Below are 14,496 nucleotides of genomic sequence, written 5' to 3' on the forward strand. Positions count from 1 at the left end.
GAACTGCGGGTTTCGGCCCCCGTCAGCAGTGCATCCGGATAGGCAAAGCCGGGCATCCACAGGTCCATCTCTAAGATCGCTTGCCGCAGCGAATTAGTGATATATTCCGGTAAAAAGGAATCCAGCTCGGCAAACTCTGTTCCGGGCAGATAGGTAGGCCGAACATCTCCAAAAGCCGTTGTTTTACGCTTTTGGAGAAAATCTTCCAACCTTTGCACCGGTGCTTTATATCCTCCGCCACCCGCGGCAAAGGCTGCTGTCTCTATCCTGCGCTGAAAAGCGCAACCGGCCAGTGGATGTTCATTCCCGAAATCGTTCTTTCCGATGGTCACCAAGAGTGCTGTATTGGCATTTCTACCATCCCGCGCAAATTCGCTCATGCCATTGGTTGTCAGTCCGTTTTCCTCTGACGTCGCCGCAACGACGGTCCCTCCAGGGCACATGCAAAACGTATATACGCCCCTTCCGTTTTGCAGATGCACAACCATTTTATAATCAGCTGCGCCAAGCTCAGGGTGCCCGGCGAAGTCACCGTACTGAATTTTATCGATCATCGCTTGGGAGTGTTCAACTCGTACTCCCACCGCAAAGGGCTTTTGTTCCATATACACGCCGCTATCCAGCAGACTCTCAAACGTATCACGTGCGCTATGTCCGATAGCCAGTACAACATTGTCTGTAGAAACTTCGCTATCCTGCCCCTTTTCTTCAAAGCGTACACCGGTCACCTGTCCGTCCTTGATCAGTATTTCTGTTACGATCGAGTTAAAGCGCACCTCACCCCCGAGACTTATCACTTGCTCCCTAATTCTCTTAACCGTTTCGTTCAAACGGTCGGTGCCGATATGGGGCTTGCTTAAATACATAATTTCAGGTGGCGCACCGGCCTGTACTAACTCGCTGAGCACCTTCATTTTACGAGAATTCTTCTGCCCGATTTTCAACTTGCCATCTGAAAAGGCACCTGCGCCTCCCTCACCGAACTGTACATTAGTTTGGGTATCAAGAATTCCGGTCCGCCAAAACTTTAATACCTTTCTCTTGCGGCTATCGACATCAAGTCCCCGCTCCAGCAGAATGGGTCTGGCCCCTGCTTGGGCCAGAATCAAGGCCGCAAACATCCCGGCGGGGCCACAACCTACAACCACAGGGCGCTCTTTCAGTTTTCTATCCTTTGGCACGGTATAAATTAACTCTATTTCCTTGGAGATACCTTGGTGCTTGTTCCTTGAAATAATTTCGTTTTCGTCTCCTGAAACACCTACAACAACCGTCATATTGAAATGAATGTCCTGTTTGTTGCGAGCATTTACCGTGCGTTTTAAAATACTGATGCGCTCGATACGACTATGCTCGATATGCAACCTTTCAGCCACAATGTCCTCCAGCATTTTTAAATCATACGTAAGCGCTACTATTAAGTCGGTTATTTTAATCATTAGTTTCTCTATCCCCTGTATTTTTTAGCTAATCCTTTTAAGAAATTTCTAGCGTATTTATCACCACACTCTTTATAATTCTTATGTCCTTCCTTTCGTAATAGAGCGCCTAATTCTCCTTTTGTTACGATGACTCCTGTTTCTGTTAAAATATCTATCATATCTTCACTTGTTAGTGATAGCGCTATTTTCAATTTTTTAAGCAACATATTATTAGGATTTTCATTATTTTTTAGTCCTGGTCTTTCAGGTTGCCCTGGTTTTACATCTTGCTTCCCTCTTTTAAATATAACAAAGCCATTTAAAAATGACTCTAGCGTACTGTTCTTGCATTTTATATTCTCGTCCTTATCATCTATTTCGTCATGATCGTCAACTTCATTATTGTAGCGGTAAGTTTCTTTTGATTTTATGAGCAACTTTCTCACAATTTCTTCTGTTAGTTCAGTGCCACCCAGCTTAAATATCTCTACCATTTCTGTATCCCTTAAATTTAGTGCATATCTTAATCTAATCAAGATATCATTATTATCCATCGATAATCCTCCCTAAGTCTTCTTAAACTATACTTCCATTATAGCATGAATATTTTGTGTGGTTTCAGTAGCCAGATAATGAAATAAGACAAGAAAAACATGCATTTTCAATAATGCACGTTTCTTTGTTTCCAACTCAAGTGCGCAACCAGCAAAATACTCTTAATTATGTTTAAAAAAATTTGCTTATCACGGCTTGGATAAAACCCTTAATATCATCAAGATTCTCCTGCAAAATATGGTAAATTTCATAGTCATCTACCTCTTGGTACAGGTGCACAATTCGGTTACGAAACTTCACCATTTGCACTAGCGAAAGTTCTTTGTCCTTACCCAATACACCATGGTGTATTATTAGCTTTACAGCTTCTGCAGACGTACTGGGGATTCCCCAGCGCTCTCTTGCCACTATATGATTAGAAATATCTATTAAGGCCTCAATACATACTTGAAGGTTATATTTCGCCGCATCAACTGCCTGAAAACTAGCTAAAAAGTCTTCCCGTTCTATACGCTTTAACGTCTCTAGATTTTGCAACTTTAGATCAATAAATGATAGTTTTCGCTGAATAATATCCTTATCCACCATGACTGTCATATTCCTCCTTGAGGGCCTGCTCGTAATCGCGAGCGAATACAGCATATTTAACAGCGTAGTCCGGATAGGTCTTAATCACGCCTTCAATAAAATCACTATGTTTAAAATAGTCTCCTTCGTAGACAAGAAAACCTTCTCGGAGGGCGCGAAACTGCAAAGCGATAGGAGCACGATTCAGATTAACCAAATCTATTCGGTCATGATTAACATGAAGGCATAAGGCGGCGTCTAGCTCCAATTCTTCCGATAGTGTAACTGGACGAGTAAAAACTACTCCCAAATCAATATCACTCATAGGATGTTCAAATTCAGTCCCAAGTGATCCAAATAAGTAGACTGCAGCAATTTCAACTCGTGACTGAAAAAATGCTTTCCAAGATTGTATCTCAACGGGCACTTTTCGCATAGACGTTTCCCCCCTTGTCTCATTATATCATGCCATATGCGTATAAAAAAGGGTATATGGGATTATTTTCCATATCCAACTTCGCCTACTTCCCTAAACTTCTCCGTTGTACGCACGCTTCAAAGCTTCAATATTGAACTTCTTCATTTTGAGAAAAGCATCTGTGATTCTTCGAATTTCGTTTAACTCCCGGATGGATAGATCAAAAGCAACTCCTATCCAACGAAGGTATCCACTTTAAGGAAAACGGGTGCGTGGATTTGAAAAAGTATCTGTGGGATTAGTTTTCCCCTCGGCAGTCTTTTCATGGCATTTTACTACTCTGCCTGAATTATCGGATCTCTTAAATTAGTAGCGAGCTTCAATCTCTTTAATCCGCCGATAAAGCTCTTGGTTGCGTTTGGCTTCCAGATCCTGACGCATGGAGGGCTTGCCTTTTTATCTCCATAGTCCCTAAACCCCCTGTCCCATTATATAATGCTCAATGCGCCCTGCATTAAACGTCTTAGCCTTAATATAATACAACGACAGTTATCGCCAATTAGCAAAATAGTATCATGTACGACTGGCACCCACCAAATTGGCATTATAGATCCTCATGTGGCACTTCGTGTAGTCGCTCCTTCGCCTGACCTTAGTTATTCTAGGTTAAATTGATCCGTTAGATTAATTAAGGTATAATATGAGTAGAATTATCACATGTAATCTGGAGGGGATATAGAATATGCCGACCATCAAATCGTCCACCTCATTGCGGAACGATTATAGCAAAATCTCCAAGTATTGTCATGAAACTGGCGAACCAGTGTATGTTACCGTCAACGGCGAAGGTGATTTAACCGTGATGAGTATAGAGGCTTTTGAGAAGCGCGAGCGGGCACTGGAAATCCGCGAAAAGCTGCTGGAAGCACAATTGCAAAAAGCCAACGGTGTTCCTATGCTGGACTTCGACGCGGCCATGAGCGAACTGAAGGCGTTGGCCCATGGCAAATTATAAAATTAAAATCATGCAAATTGCACAAGATGATATGAAGGCCATTGTTGCGCATCTTCGCATAAATGATCCCGATGCCGCTATCCGAATGTATGAAACTATCAGAGGGTCCATAGGCAAACTAGCGGAATTTCCGTTCATGGGTCCAATGCCGTTAGACAGGAAGATCGCTGAACAGGGCTATCGCATGATCGTTGTTGATCCCTATCTGGTGTTTTACATCTTGGTCATGGAGGATCACACGGTGGAAATTCATCGTGTGCTTCATAGCAAACAGGATTTCCACCGCTTCCTGTGAGCCAAATCGATCCATAATTAGCTTGCTCTTTGCTGATCACCAGATCAGCTTTTTTGTAGGCCCGGATGTGATATTCATTTTGCCAGCCACCCATAATCTTGCCTGCAATCCACGATATAGTCTACATATACGGGTTAAATGAAAATGTAAATTCCGGTCCGTGAGCCAAAATGGCATGCAAATGCTTAAAACTCACGCGGGTAATAAACCTGATTTGAAATAGGCATAACTTCTTTTGTCTCAAAATGGACTTCGCCGTCCATTTTACGATAGGCTTCACTTCTCTTGTCCCACTTTGGACTGCGCATTCCATTCTCGGACAGGCTTCACTTCTCTTGTCCCCGAGATTATTTCTGACGAAATCGTGAAGATTTATGCTGTTGAAGGGAATCAGTACCAATTAGTTTATCGAGCTAAGGAGTGAACTTAATAATAGTAAGGGCTTCGTGAAATGACGAAGCCCTTACTAAAGGGAATGGTGTCATGAACGGATTATACTTAGATAATGCAGCCACCTCTTTCCCTAAGGCTCCCGGGATGGCTGATGCTGTAGCCGGATTTCTAACTAATAGTGGCTGTAATATTAACCGAGGGCTTTACACGGCATCCTTTGAAGCTGCCAACCTTGTCTATGAAACGAGGGAACTTCTGTGCAGCCTGTTTAATTTTCCTAAACCGGAAAACGTAATTTTCACTAAAAATATTACGGAAAGTCTTAATGTTATCCTTAAAGGGTTGTTGAAATCGGGAGATCACGTGCTTGTATCCGGCAGTTCATTGGCTGCCTGATACTCTATGGGCATAAAGAGTTCTTGCTCCCCCGATATGCAAATAGCCTGTAGGGCTAGGGGCAAATCTTACTCTGACCTTTTCCATCGTTAACTCTCCCATGCGTGCGCACGTTGTGCGTTTCATATATATTTCGTAGAAATCATCGCTCCTGCGTTGCGATGTAAGACAACCGACTTACCTCATGCGAAAGCCTCTGGGGGACAACAGCATGTCGGCAAAGTCAGGATTAGACAGCTAACGCTGTCGAGTGGCCTGGCGAGTCAGGCCATATAGGGTAAAGCCTGTGGGCTGAATCCGGGTCTGTGGCTGTGAAACGCTGACGGTCATGCACCGGCTATTAATAGGTATACCTAATATGAGGAAAGTTGGGTATAAGCAGGCCTTTGACGCACCTGTGGTAAGCAGGGTAACGACCAACCGGGTACCTACGTATGGATACACTATATGAAACTGCCAAACGTGACCTGCCTAAGTGCCGTTCCTGGTATATGGCAGAGAGCCCTAACAGTAGCCTAATGGCCTTCTGTAATGGAAGGCACACGGTGAATGGGGGTAGTATTCCAAGTTCCTATTTTGAAAGGAGTTGCTTTGAATGGAGCAGTCAAAACTCGTGGAAAGACTGGAAGGTTATCGCCGTCGTAACAGTGCCAACCATTGCTATGTCAACAGGGACCTCTATCGCTTGTTCTATAGCAGAGACTTGTACATCATTGCCTACAACTCCGTAAAGTCCAATGACGGCGCGGAAACCTCAGGTTCTGATGGCACCTCCCTGCACGGCTTCTGTGAGGAATGGATTACAGCATGTATCACAGGAAAACAAAGAAGAAGCTCGATAAGCCCTACTCTCCGATTGTCACTGTCATGCTGGCCATCAACCGGCGACAGATATCCTTATGCGGACACTGCTTTGCCAATGTCGAAGCTAACAGATTTCAGTTGAATCAATTGAAACGACGATAACTCATTTGGAATATGGAGAGCCGTATGCGGTGAAAGTCGCTTGTACGGTTCGGGAAGGGGCGGGTTACTTTGCTAATCCGCCTATTTCATTTGAAATATGAAAGGAAAGCTTCGGAAATGCTTTCAGGTTTGTCCCCGGCTCGCGAGCTGCCGAAGGGCTCATACCATGCATTTTTCGGAATGCTTTAGCAAATGCTTCGGGGGTTTCATAACCATACTTTAAGGCCACATCAAGCACTTTAACTCCCGAAATTATTTCCTGGGCTGCTAAAGTAAGTCGCCAATGGGCAGGATTTAAAGCCCCTTTCATACATTTCCACAACCAATTCCAAGTCGTCGTACATATCCTTATCCTTGGGGGTAGCTTGATTACCCAGCGCCTCAATTTCCTTCAGTTTGGCCTTTACCTTTTCTTTGCCGAAGATCATAAACTCAGCGTCAAAGGCCTTTGCTCGAATGGTGAAGTAGGCTGAGTAATAAGCCTGGGGTTTGTGCACCTTAAACCAGGCTATGCGGAAGGCCATCATGACATAGGCTGCAGCATGGGCTTTAGGAAACATGTATTTTATTTTTCGGCAGGAATCGATATACCATTCCGGGACCTTATGCTCCCTCATTAAAGCTTCATATTCAGCCCATTTTTCAGGGTTCGCTAAAGCCTTGCCTTTACGCAGACAGCCCAGCTGTTGTTCACAAAGAGTCACAAGCTCACCTTTAACATTTTCTCATCTCCTTTTCTTCAGCCATCTTTTTGGCATTCTCTACAAGTTCATTTAACCTATTAACTTCCTGCTCAAATATTTCCCGGCCAATTTTTGTGAGCAAATATTCCTTTTTCTTTCTGGATTCTTTATCCTCGCTGTATAAACTGATCCAACCTTTTGTAAGCATAGAGTTAATGGCACCATACAAGGTCCCCGGGCCTAATACCACCCTGCCGCCTGTCATTTCATTGATATCTTGAATTATTCCATATCCGTGGTTTGGTGTGCGTACCGCCAACAATATATAAAATAATGCTTCGGTCAAAGGGGAACTATTTTCCAAATTAATCAACCTCCGATATATCGCTTGCCGATATATTATATATATCACCATCCGATATATCTGTCAACGATCTATTTTGAAAATAACGCTGTCACAATGAATGGTTGAAAATCCTATTTTTTTAGCAAGAGCATGAAAAGCTACACTGAAAGAACAGAAAGAACCAGTATAATCGTACATAATATTATTACACATTTCGTACGATTATGCTATAATAATATTGTCCGAGATTGAATCGTGTTATAAGGAGGACGAGTCATAATGCTTATTACTGCAACTGAATTCAAGACTAATATAGGGAAGTATCTTTCCATGGTGGATGAAGAGGAAATTATAATTACAAAGAATGGTAAAAAAATAGCTAAATTAACTCCGGCAACCGAAGACAAAATTGAAACAGCCAAATCATTATTCGGTATCCTCCCGAGTGATGCTTCTATAGAGAAAGCAAGGGAGGAGCGTTTAAGTAAAGATGAACGTATTGATTGACACCAATGTTATACTCGATGCATTGATGAGTCGCGCTCCTTTTAATGCCCTTGCCGAAAGACTCTTTATTATGGTTGCAGAGGATAACCTTAATGCATCTATCACGGCTAGCTCAGTAACGTATATTTACTATTTGCTCAATAAACATCTTCGTGATACACAGCAGGCAAAAGAAGCGCTTTCGAATCTTTTTAGCTTATTTAAGATCCTTGATGTTACCCAAAACGATTGCGAAAAAGCACTAATGCTTCCCATGGAAGACTATGAAGATGCCCTGATAGCAACGTGTGCAAAACGTAAAAGGATTGAGTTAATCATAACTCGCAATCCTAAAGATTTTAACAAATCACCTGTTGCTGCAATCACTCCAGATGACTTTTTCGCTCATTATGTTTAAGAAGTATGTCTGATAGTTTAATGTAGTGAATAGAAATAAGTTGAATCGAGACAGAGAGGACGTTTTTGTTGGTCATAAGCTCAACAAAACGCCCTCTTACTGTCTTCCAGTCGTCGTACTTCGGACAGTTACTTTATAAAATCAATAATTCATCCGAACTCGTTAAAATTACATATAGTTTATGTATTACTGTGCGTAAAATCTCCCTTTAAGCTGTTGGGCTTTGGATGGTCACTTACTGAGAACGTCCCCGTTGATTCTGCAAGGCAAATGATAGATGAGATATTTGTGGGCTGTTAACCTTGCCAGGGGCTGGTCTCTCTTTCTTATCAAAACAATGAGTTGCTACATATGCAATACAGTGATTTTGATTTCATCCGCAAGAATTTCATCTGTTCGTTCAAAACAAAGTTCAGGTAAAACAATTCTTATTTCATGATCTGAATTTTCTTTCTGCCAGTAGACAATAAATCTAATTTTTGCTGTTTTTGGTATCTTGTTTTTTTGTTTCTGTTCCTCTATTCAAAATTCTACATATTTTGGCAACTCCCTTTATTATTTTCAATTTTTGCCCAAAAAAGATTCAGATAGACCTCTAAAAGGAACTTTTTCTTTTTAATAGGATTTATTGTAAAGGTATCCTCAAAGCTGCTGTTCTTTTTCAGGAGCTAATACCCATATCCGTACTGATCAGGCGCCTCACCCCGTTTACCAACAATCTTAGGTTTGAGAGGTAATGGCTTATCCGAGCTTATTTCCTCCACTTCAACCTTAAACTCCCATTCATCACCATAATCGAAGAGGTAAAGAAAAGTTTTGCCAGGATATAATCCCAATTCCCCAATTGTGACTTCATCCGCGTGTGGCCCTTCATCAAGGGGTGATTCATAACGATCATGTGACCATTTCTTATTATCCATAAAGAAGCTATACAAGTGATCGTCATCAAATTCAAAAGCTTCCTGGATCGCTAAATGCAGTTGATGAAGATTATGCTTAGCCGCCAGTTCAATTTTTCGCCATTTCCCCCGACTTAATGAGACTTTTAATAAATAGGTTCCTTCGACACAATCCTTTTGATCGCGGGGAAGGGTATGCATTAACTCACTAGGCCCAACCAAAGAGACAAATTTTTTATAAAAGGGTTCATCCAAACTTTCTTGCCGTGCTCTGGCCAGTTCAGCAAAACCCTGCGGTTTCTTACCCATACTCAAGATTATATTTTCCAGCCCGTCAAGGATATCTTGAGACGTCAAAACACCCTTCCGAAGGTTCACATGATTCCAATCCAGATAGTCCCGATATTTGAACAAAATTGGTGCTAAACTCACGCCAAATTCCGTCGGCGTCAAGGATGAAGCCTCTATCTTACGCCGCGATTCTTTCAGAGCCTCTTCATCTTGAGTAAACTGCCAAAACCCAAAATACGTAAAGTACCACAGAAAATATCCCCAATCCCATAACCAGCTGTGCCAAGAAGACTTAGAATCCTTGACATTTAAAGTCTTTCCAGCTGTAACACGAGCTAACTCTTGCCAAACAGAGGAAATGAGCCTTACATTTGGGATACGTCCATATGTCGCTTTTTGCAGGGCTTCCCAATCTGCATCGATCCAAAGTGTTTCCAGAAGAAAGAAGTACTGTTCGCACATTGTCAATTTCAGGTATTCTTCGTAGCGATCGGTTACCTTTAAATGAAATTTGACTCCCTTACCTGGCACCATAACTGCCAGATTGGCTGCCAAGGCTAAATGATAAAACATATGTAACAGGGGATATGAGCCTTGATCAAGCTTAGGGCTAGCATTTTCCGTCTTAAAGCTCATGAGTTGATTCAACCCCCATAATTGTTCCCTGGGCATGTACTGGTTTTTGGGTGATAATACCGTATCCTCCTCTTTCAGGCAATCCATGAACCTCAGAAAGTCCTGCAATAAAGGGGTTGGATAAGTTAAGGAAATCTCAAACATTCTTTCTTCTCCTTTTAATAACAGTTTTAATCGCTCAGCTCCATGCCATCAGAACGAATGCTTCGCGCAATAATTCAGGAGGCACTCGCGAAGGGTCCTTATTCGTCTTCATCTCTACCTTCGGTAAAAAGCTCATCTAGACACCCGTCATCAATAGCTGACCCTCTATTTTTATATGGAACTGACCGTGGCCTACCCATTTTGTAAAATTTGCATGCCTTAGGTCCATAACAAAAGGTTTCAAATCTGTATTTTTTTATGTTCTTCTCAAAATCCCATTGAATTTCAACATTAGCCATATTGGCCCAAATACATTTATAACATTTTGTTTCCCACAAACGTTTACTTAATAGCCTTGCACCTCTTTCTTCATATGTCTGCATTGATGGAGGCATCATCATCCAAGGCGGTGGTATACTTTCAAGATTCGTGGATGCTCTACTCAAACGTTTTAAAGAGCCAGCTCTATAATAATCTGCAAATTCTCTTTCTTCATATTGTTTTGTCCAGGCAGTACCTTCAAGTACATCACCTATTCTAAATAAACACTTAACCTGCTGTTTCTCAGAAATTGCAACCGAAAACTGTTTTTTACCCTCACTGCTATCACCTACAATAAAGAGATTATACCCTAGGTGGTAGTGTGTTCGATTATCCATAAGATATCTCCAGACTCTGGTTCTAGGTTGAATAGCCACAATTTCACCTTGCCAATTCAGTTTAAAAGAAATATTTCCATAAATTCTCTTATTCATCTTCACTCTTCATCCTTTAAATTGTAGCGGAATATCTGCAGGGGGCAAAGTCGTATGACTCTAACTCATGGGGATTAACCCCGATGATCTGGCTATGAACGTTTAGGGTAAACTCACCCGAGATCCACTGGCACCAGTAGTCCATCAGTTGTATTGTTCCGTTAAGCGCTTACCTCTATTTACGTATTTTGGTCAACTTATCTATTTACTCTCAGGCAATTAACACCATTAATCTATGGACAGTCCCCTTTGGCGGAAAAGCGAATTGCGGACAAAAAATCGCCCCACACTTCCATAGTGTAGGAGGGGATAGCTTTTTCTGATTCGACAGGCACCGGTGCTCCTAGGGCCCCCTATAGGGAGCAGACCCCTCCCCCGATCAGTAGTCTCAATCTTTTAGCACTTTAACTTCGTCTTCCGTCATACCTGTTGCTTTAGCTATCTTTGAAATCTCCATTCCCAAGTCCAAAAGATTCTTCGCAACTTCTGCCTTTCCTTCTGCCCTTCCTTCTACCTTTCCCTTCTGGATTGCTTCCCTCAAGCGGAGTTCTGCTTCTCTGACGGCCGCCATCTCATCTAAAACTGCCTTGCGTCTCGCAAAGTACTCTTCTCTCACATTAGGATCATCACTTGATTTCTCCCACGCAGCTATGGCCTGGTGCAAAACGGGATCTTGCATTGCAATCTCCTCCAGTGTTTTTAAAATTTCCTGATTTTCCGAACCCTCCAGAAGCAATAACCATCGAACTAAAACATTCTCCCAAGGGCTAACCTCTCTTCGTCGCCACTTTGAGACCAATTAGGCAATTCCATGAAGTGCATTTCTAAGGCTTCCGTAAGTTGGAATCTCTCTTCGTCTTCGTAAAGATGAAATACACTATGGTAGTTCTTCGTCTGATTCAAATAGTTAAAATCTAAAATGTTAATCGTGACCGCCTTCGCCAGTTCCTTGTAAGCCATCCCTTCTCGCATCTGCCTGGAGTACATTTCCGCCCAATAATACTAGTTTTTATGACTATAAACTAAGGAGAAGATGTGGCGGATCATCATCAGTATCAATCTTAATCATTCTTCGAACAATCAAATACTTATTTGCTAAAATAGTCAACCCATTTGAGATAAGTCGTGAAATACCAATGTTCTTGCTCTCTGATGCTTTAAAACAATGGGCGCCACGTTTAACGAAGGTAAAACCTAGCCAAGATAAAGCCAGTACGATTATAACGTTGAAAAGTAGTAATAACCAAACATGATTATCTATCGGCACTGGCTCACCTCCAAAAACAACTTTAATTTAGATAATTATATACTCACTATCAAACGTTCACAAGTTAATTAATACGTCTATTTAATACGTAATTTTGCGCTAGGAGATACCGGTTGAGCCCGGTACCCCAATTGAATTATAAGTATCCGGTTGTTTCCCATGCGCTTCCTGTCAATAAGATACCCACTGGGCTAACAATTGCCAAATAGAGGAGATAAGCCTCTCATTTGTGATACGGCCATAAGTCGCTTTTGCAAAGCCGCCCAATCTGCATCGATCCAGAGTGTCCGCTTTAGCAAGCGGTAGAAAAAGTGTCAAGGGATAAAACCCAACCCTATCATCCCGCTGCTTACCCGGATGGGGAAACCCTACGGCGACCATAGCATGCAGCTGTCCGCAAGGACAAGTACCGAAGTAGTAACTAAAGTTCCCTTAAAACTACTCGGCGCAGGGATGAAACAACGTGTATGAGGATGAAAGCTAAACTGTTTTAAAGAAGTGAGTTACCCCACTTCCTCCAAGGCTAACTACGGGTTGGTCTACCTTACCCGATGGGATTCCACATCCACTACATTTTACGACCTGGCACATCCGCACTGTCAGGCACCGATGCCCAGACAAATAGCCTACCGAAGTGCACGGTAGGCTAGGCCATTTTGGGTTATTCTAACAACCCTTTAGCAAACTTATCAAAATCAGACTGAAACAATCTATCCTGCACAATGCGGTATTTTTCAAACTCACTTTCAGCGAATGATTTAGCTATTTCAGCTGTAACCTTGCCCGCATTATTTAGTAGTTCATATTCGTTAAACTGCAAAAAAGCATTTAGTCGATTTGCCCAATCCTCCATCGTCATTGGAATTCTACGCTTGGCTTGGTTTTCAGCATAGTCCAAATACATTGAGACAATTCGATTCAGACCTTCAATTTCATCTAATGTAAGGTAGTTTTTAGCAATAGATACATCACTTTAAATGATTTTCCCCTGCGGTGCATTTTTCCATGTAGTTAGCCCCATATGTTCTATTTCAGCCTTGGCTCTATCAACGATTAATTCTGCTGCAGTTTTTCCACGAATGGCAAAGTGCAGCTTGTTTTGAACAGTTTTAAAAAATGATATTGTTGTTATCGCTTCCACGGAATAATCCATTGCAGTAGCGTAAATGTCGGTAATTTTCTGATAAAATTTCCTTTCACTAGCTCTGATTTCTCTTATCTCTTCAAGCAAGTGGTCAAAGAATTCTTGATTCAGAAAAGTTCCATTTTTCAACCTGTCTTTATCTAAAACGTACCCTCGGATAGAAAACTCTTTCAAAATAGAACTTGCCCAACTTCTAAACACAATAGCTCTTTCCGAATTAGTTCTAAATCCAACAGCAATAACAGCTTCTAAATTATAAAATTTTGTATTATATTCTTTTCCATCAGTACCAGTTCGTCGGGATTTCCGACATACTGAATTTTCCTCTAACTCACCATCAGCGAAAATATTTTTTAGATGTTCAGTAACAGTAGAACGTCCCTTATCATAGAGTGTTGCAATCATATCCTGCGTTAGCCATACATTTTCATCTGCAACCATAACTTCAATTGAATCGGAACCTGAATCTGCTGTAAACATTAAAAATTCTGCAGTACTGTTTCTTATTTTAAATGATTTTTTATCTTCACTCATAAATTTCATTCTCCTTTAACCAATACTGGGACATCGACATCTCCGCTTCCTGCGAATGCACAATATAACGTAAGGATAAAGTTTTGCTTCTTGATAGCTTGCATAAGATATTTCTCCGATACGTCTAATTTCAGTAGGGTCCATGGTCCATCAAATGATTGCACCTTATCCCCCCATTTCGAGAACGTTTGTTCTACTAACATTCTAATCCTTATTGGGGATAGTTACAATAGAAGAACCAAAATATTCCACCAATAAATTCCATAACTAAGTCACTCCACTTTTTTTCAGGACAAAATAGAAGTTTCTCATGAAAGTGGGGAGAATAACGAAAACCCTTAATTCTGTATAAGAAATCCAAAAAATTAAACCTTTACCGTCTTCTTCATCACAAACCCCGGCAGCGGCTCCTTCATCTTCCAGACAATACTAATTGGTGCTGAACCATAGTGGCTTTGAAAATCGGCAAATCCAATACAAGTAAACGGAGATGCAAAAGCCCCCTCTTTCTTATACTCTCTCACAAAAAACAACACCTTCCCATCACTGGCTACTTGGTTAAGATACCTCTGCCCTGTCAGCGATTCCTCCGTCGTACGACTCTGAGACTGCCAATGAAATAGCTCTTCACTGATGGAATAATCCTGATACATGGTTGACGGAGAATAGTCCTTTTCGGACTTGTTCAAGGTCACGAAAAAGACATCCAGCTTCTTCTCAGCTAGGTAGAGAACTCCTTCCCGGAAAGAGCTCCTCTTTTGTTCCGTATGTTTTCCCAGAGCCACCAAAATCTGATCAAACGTGTAAGCACAATATAAGTCGAGTGGGTATTCATCCTCTAATCCGACCAAAGGCTTATCCACGAAA

At 41.7% G+C, this 14,496-nt stretch carries 17 protein-coding genes and 6 pseudogenes; 7 read left to right on the forward strand and 16 right to left on the reverse strand.

Annotated features, from left to right (window positions below):
- From UF75_RS20005 to UF75_RS20020, 4 genes are all read right to left on the reverse strand, one after another.
- The coding region (locus UF75_RS20005) for an FAD-dependent protein (protein ID WP_045576325.1) at positions 1–1,439 on the reverse strand (1,439 nt) is incomplete at its 3' end.
- Positions 1,440–1,447: 8 nt separating this feature from the next.
- On the reverse strand, positions 1,448–1,975 hold the full coding sequence (locus tag UF75_RS20010) for a DUF1456 family protein (protein ID WP_045576326.1): 528 nt from the start codon (positions 1,973–1,975) through the stop codon (positions 1,448–1,450).
- Between the two features lie 172 nt (positions 1,976–2,147).
- The gene (locus UF75_RS20015; RefSeq protein WP_052693475.1) at positions 2,148–2,564 is read right to left on the reverse strand and encodes a DUF86 domain-containing protein; all 417 of its coding nucleotides are present in this window, start codon (positions 2,562–2,564) and stop codon (positions 2,148–2,150) included.
- Positions 2,554–2,979 (reverse strand): nucleotidyltransferase domain-containing protein, encoded by a 426-nt coding sequence (locus UF75_RS20020; protein ID WP_045576328.1) that lies wholly within the window; start codon positions 2,977–2,979, stop codon positions 2,554–2,556. The genes UF75_RS20015 and UF75_RS20020 overlap by 11 nt, the downstream gene beginning before the upstream one ends.
- Positions 2,980–3,703: 724 nt before the next feature.
- Here UF75_RS20020 and UF75_RS20025 point away from each other — a divergent pair.
- The gene (locus tag UF75_RS20025; RefSeq protein WP_045576329.1) at positions 3,704–3,976 is read left to right on the forward strand and encodes a type II toxin-antitoxin system Phd/YefM family antitoxin; all 273 of its coding nucleotides are present in this window, start codon (positions 3,704–3,706) and stop codon (positions 3,974–3,976) included.
- Positions 3,963–4,271 carry a type II toxin-antitoxin system RelE/ParE family toxin gene (locus UF75_RS20030; protein WP_045576330.1) on the forward strand — a complete coding sequence of 103 codons (309 nt, stop codon included), beginning with the start codon at positions 3,963–3,965 and terminating at the stop codon, positions 4,269–4,271. Before UF75_RS20025 ends, UF75_RS20030 begins: the two co-directional genes overlap by 14 nt.
- 185 nt (positions 4,272–4,456) lie before the next feature.
- Here UF75_RS20030 and UF75_RS30865 read toward each other — a convergent pair whose 3' ends face one another.
- A complete protein-coding gene (locus UF75_RS30865) occupies positions 4,457–4,579 on the reverse strand; it encodes a hypothetical protein (RefSeq protein ID WP_282433837.1) in 123 nt (40 codons plus the stop codon).
- A gap of 175 nt (positions 4,580–4,754) precedes the next feature.
- Here UF75_RS30865 and UF75_RS20035 point away from each other — a divergent pair.
- Positions 4,755–5,039: pseudogene (locus UF75_RS20035) on the forward strand (aminotransferase class V-fold PLP-dependent enzyme); the annotation flags it as partial.
- Positions 5,040–5,045: 6 nt separating this feature from the next.
- Here UF75_RS20035 and UF75_RS27540 read toward each other — a convergent pair.
- Positions 5,046–5,186: a glutamate--tRNA ligase family protein gene (locus tag UF75_RS27540; RefSeq protein ID WP_242860361.1), complete on the reverse strand. Its 141-nt coding sequence runs from the start codon at positions 5,184–5,186 to the stop codon at positions 5,046–5,048.
- Positions 5,187–5,655: 469 nt separating this feature from the next.
- Here UF75_RS27540 and UF75_RS31100 point away from each other — a divergent pair.
- Positions 5,656–5,865 (forward strand): annotated as a pseudogene (locus tag UF75_RS31100) (reverse transcriptase); the annotation flags it as partial.
- Positions 5,856–6,026: a hypothetical protein gene (locus tag UF75_RS28555; protein ID WP_156146531.1), complete on the forward strand. Its 171-nt coding sequence runs from the start codon at positions 5,856–5,858 to the stop codon at positions 6,024–6,026. The pseudogene UF75_RS31100 and the gene UF75_RS28555, both read left to right, overlap by 10 nt.
- 91 nt (positions 6,027–6,117) lie before the next feature.
- On the opposite strand, the pseudogene UF75_RS27550 reads toward UF75_RS28555, so the two are convergent.
- From UF75_RS27550 to UF75_RS20045, 3 genes and pseudogenes are all read right to left on the reverse strand, one after another.
- Positions 6,118–6,306: pseudogene (locus tag UF75_RS27550) on the reverse strand (helix-turn-helix domain-containing protein); the annotation flags it as partial.
- A gap of 16 nt (positions 6,307–6,322) precedes the next feature.
- Positions 6,323–6,700 (reverse strand): annotated as a pseudogene (locus UF75_RS20040) (hypothetical protein); the annotation flags it as partial.
- Between the two features lie 40 nt (positions 6,701–6,740).
- Positions 6,741–7,073 carry a helix-turn-helix transcriptional regulator gene (locus UF75_RS20045; RefSeq protein WP_045576333.1) on the reverse strand — a complete coding sequence of 111 codons (333 nt, stop codon included), beginning with the start codon at positions 7,071–7,073 and terminating at the stop codon, positions 6,741–6,743.
- 261 nt (positions 7,074–7,334) lie between these two features.
- Between UF75_RS20045 and UF75_RS20050 the strand changes: the two genes are divergently transcribed.
- Together UF75_RS20050 and UF75_RS20055 are read left to right on the forward strand one after the other, a co-directional pair.
- Positions 7,335–7,562, forward strand: coding sequence for a type II toxin-antitoxin system prevent-host-death family antitoxin (locus tag UF75_RS20050; RefSeq protein WP_045576334.1), 228 nt, complete (start codon positions 7,335–7,337; stop codon positions 7,560–7,562).
- The gene (locus tag UF75_RS20055; protein WP_045576335.1) at positions 7,546–7,959 is read left to right on the forward strand and encodes a PIN domain-containing protein; all 414 of its coding nucleotides are present in this window, start codon (positions 7,546–7,548) and stop codon (positions 7,957–7,959) included. Before UF75_RS20050 ends, UF75_RS20055 begins: the two co-directional genes overlap by 17 nt.
- Before the next feature lie 668 nt (positions 7,960–8,627).
- On the opposite strand, the gene UF75_RS20060 is transcribed toward UF75_RS20055, so the two are convergent.
- From UF75_RS20060 to UF75_RS20085, 7 genes and pseudogenes are all read right to left on the reverse strand, one after another.
- The gene (locus UF75_RS20060; protein ID WP_045576336.1) at positions 8,628–9,929 is read right to left on the reverse strand and encodes a plasmid pRiA4b ORF-3 family protein; all 1,302 of its coding nucleotides are present in this window, start codon (positions 9,927–9,929) and stop codon (positions 8,628–8,630) included.
- Positions 9,930–10,027: 98 nt separating this feature from the next.
- On the reverse strand, positions 10,028–10,684 hold the full coding sequence (locus UF75_RS20065) for a hypothetical protein (protein WP_045576337.1): 657 nt from the start codon (positions 10,682–10,684) through the stop codon (positions 10,028–10,030).
- A 388-nt stretch (positions 10,685–11,072) separates the two neighbouring features.
- Positions 11,073–11,695: pseudogene (locus tag UF75_RS28560) on the reverse strand (Rpn family recombination-promoting nuclease/putative transposase); the annotation flags it as partial.
- Positions 11,696–11,699: 4 nt separating this feature from the next.
- The gene (locus UF75_RS26525) at positions 11,700–11,951 is read right to left on the reverse strand and encodes a hypothetical protein (protein WP_052693478.1); all 252 of its coding nucleotides are present in this window, start codon (positions 11,949–11,951) and stop codon (positions 11,700–11,702) included.
- Between the two features lie 661 nt (positions 11,952–12,612).
- A pseudogene (locus UF75_RS20075) lies at positions 12,613–13,629 on the reverse strand (virulence RhuM family protein).
- A gap of 5 nt (positions 13,630–13,634) precedes the next feature.
- Positions 13,635–13,793, reverse strand: coding sequence for a hypothetical protein (locus UF75_RS20080; protein WP_156146535.1), 159 nt, complete (start codon positions 13,791–13,793; stop codon positions 13,635–13,637).
- Between the two features lie 201 nt (positions 13,794–13,994).
- Positions 13,995–14,496: DUF3427 domain-containing protein (locus UF75_RS20085; protein ID WP_156146536.1), on the reverse strand; the 502-nt coding region annotated here is incomplete at its 5' end.

The sequence above is a fragment of the Desulfosporosinus sp. I2 genome (assembly GCF_000960765.1).
In the GTDB taxonomy this organism is placed as follows: domain Bacteria; phylum Bacillota; class Desulfitobacteriia; order Desulfitobacteriales; family Desulfitobacteriaceae; genus Desulfosporosinus.

Coding starts and splice junctions, on each gene's coding strand:
- UF75_RS20030 (WP_045576330.1), top strand. CDS start 3,963: ATGGCAAATTATAAAATTAAAATCATGCAAATTGCACAAGATGATATG.
- UF75_RS30865 (WP_282433837.1), bottom strand. CDS start 4,579: ATGCGCAGTCCAAAGTGGGACAAGAGAAGTGAAGCCTATCGTAAAATG.
- UF75_RS20050 (WP_045576334.1), top strand. CDS start 7,335: ATGCTTATTACTGCAACTGAATTCAAGACTAATATAGGGAAGTATCTT.
- UF75_RS20055 (WP_045576335.1), top strand. CDS start 7,546: ATGAACGTATTGATTGACACCAATGTTATACTCGATGCATTGATGAGT.
- UF75_RS20015 (WP_052693475.1), bottom strand. CDS start 2,564: ATGGTGGATAAGGATATTATTCAGCGAAAACTATCATTTATTGATCTA.
- UF75_RS20025 (WP_045576329.1), top strand. CDS start 3,704: ATGCCGACCATCAAATCGTCCACCTCATTGCGGAACGATTATAGCAAA.
- UF75_RS20060 (WP_045576336.1), bottom strand. CDS start 9,929: ATGTTTGAGATTTCCTTAACTTATCCAACCCCTTTATTGCAGGACTTT.
- UF75_RS20020 (WP_045576328.1), bottom strand. CDS start 2,979: ATGCGAAAAGTGCCCGTTGAGATACAATCTTGGAAAGCATTTTTTCAG.
- UF75_RS20010 (WP_045576326.1), bottom strand. CDS start 1,975: ATGGATAATAATGATATCTTGATTAGATTAAGATATGCACTAAATTTA.
- UF75_RS27540 (WP_242860361.1), bottom strand. CDS start 5,186: ATGAAACGCACAACGTGCGCACGCATGGGAGAGTTAACGATGGAAAAG.
- UF75_RS28555 (WP_156146531.1), top strand. CDS start 5,856: ATGGATTACAGCATGTATCACAGGAAAACAAAGAAGAAGCTCGATAAG.
- UF75_RS20065 (WP_045576337.1), bottom strand. CDS start 10,684: ATGAATAAGAGAATTTATGGAAATATTTCTTTTAAACTGAATTGGCAA.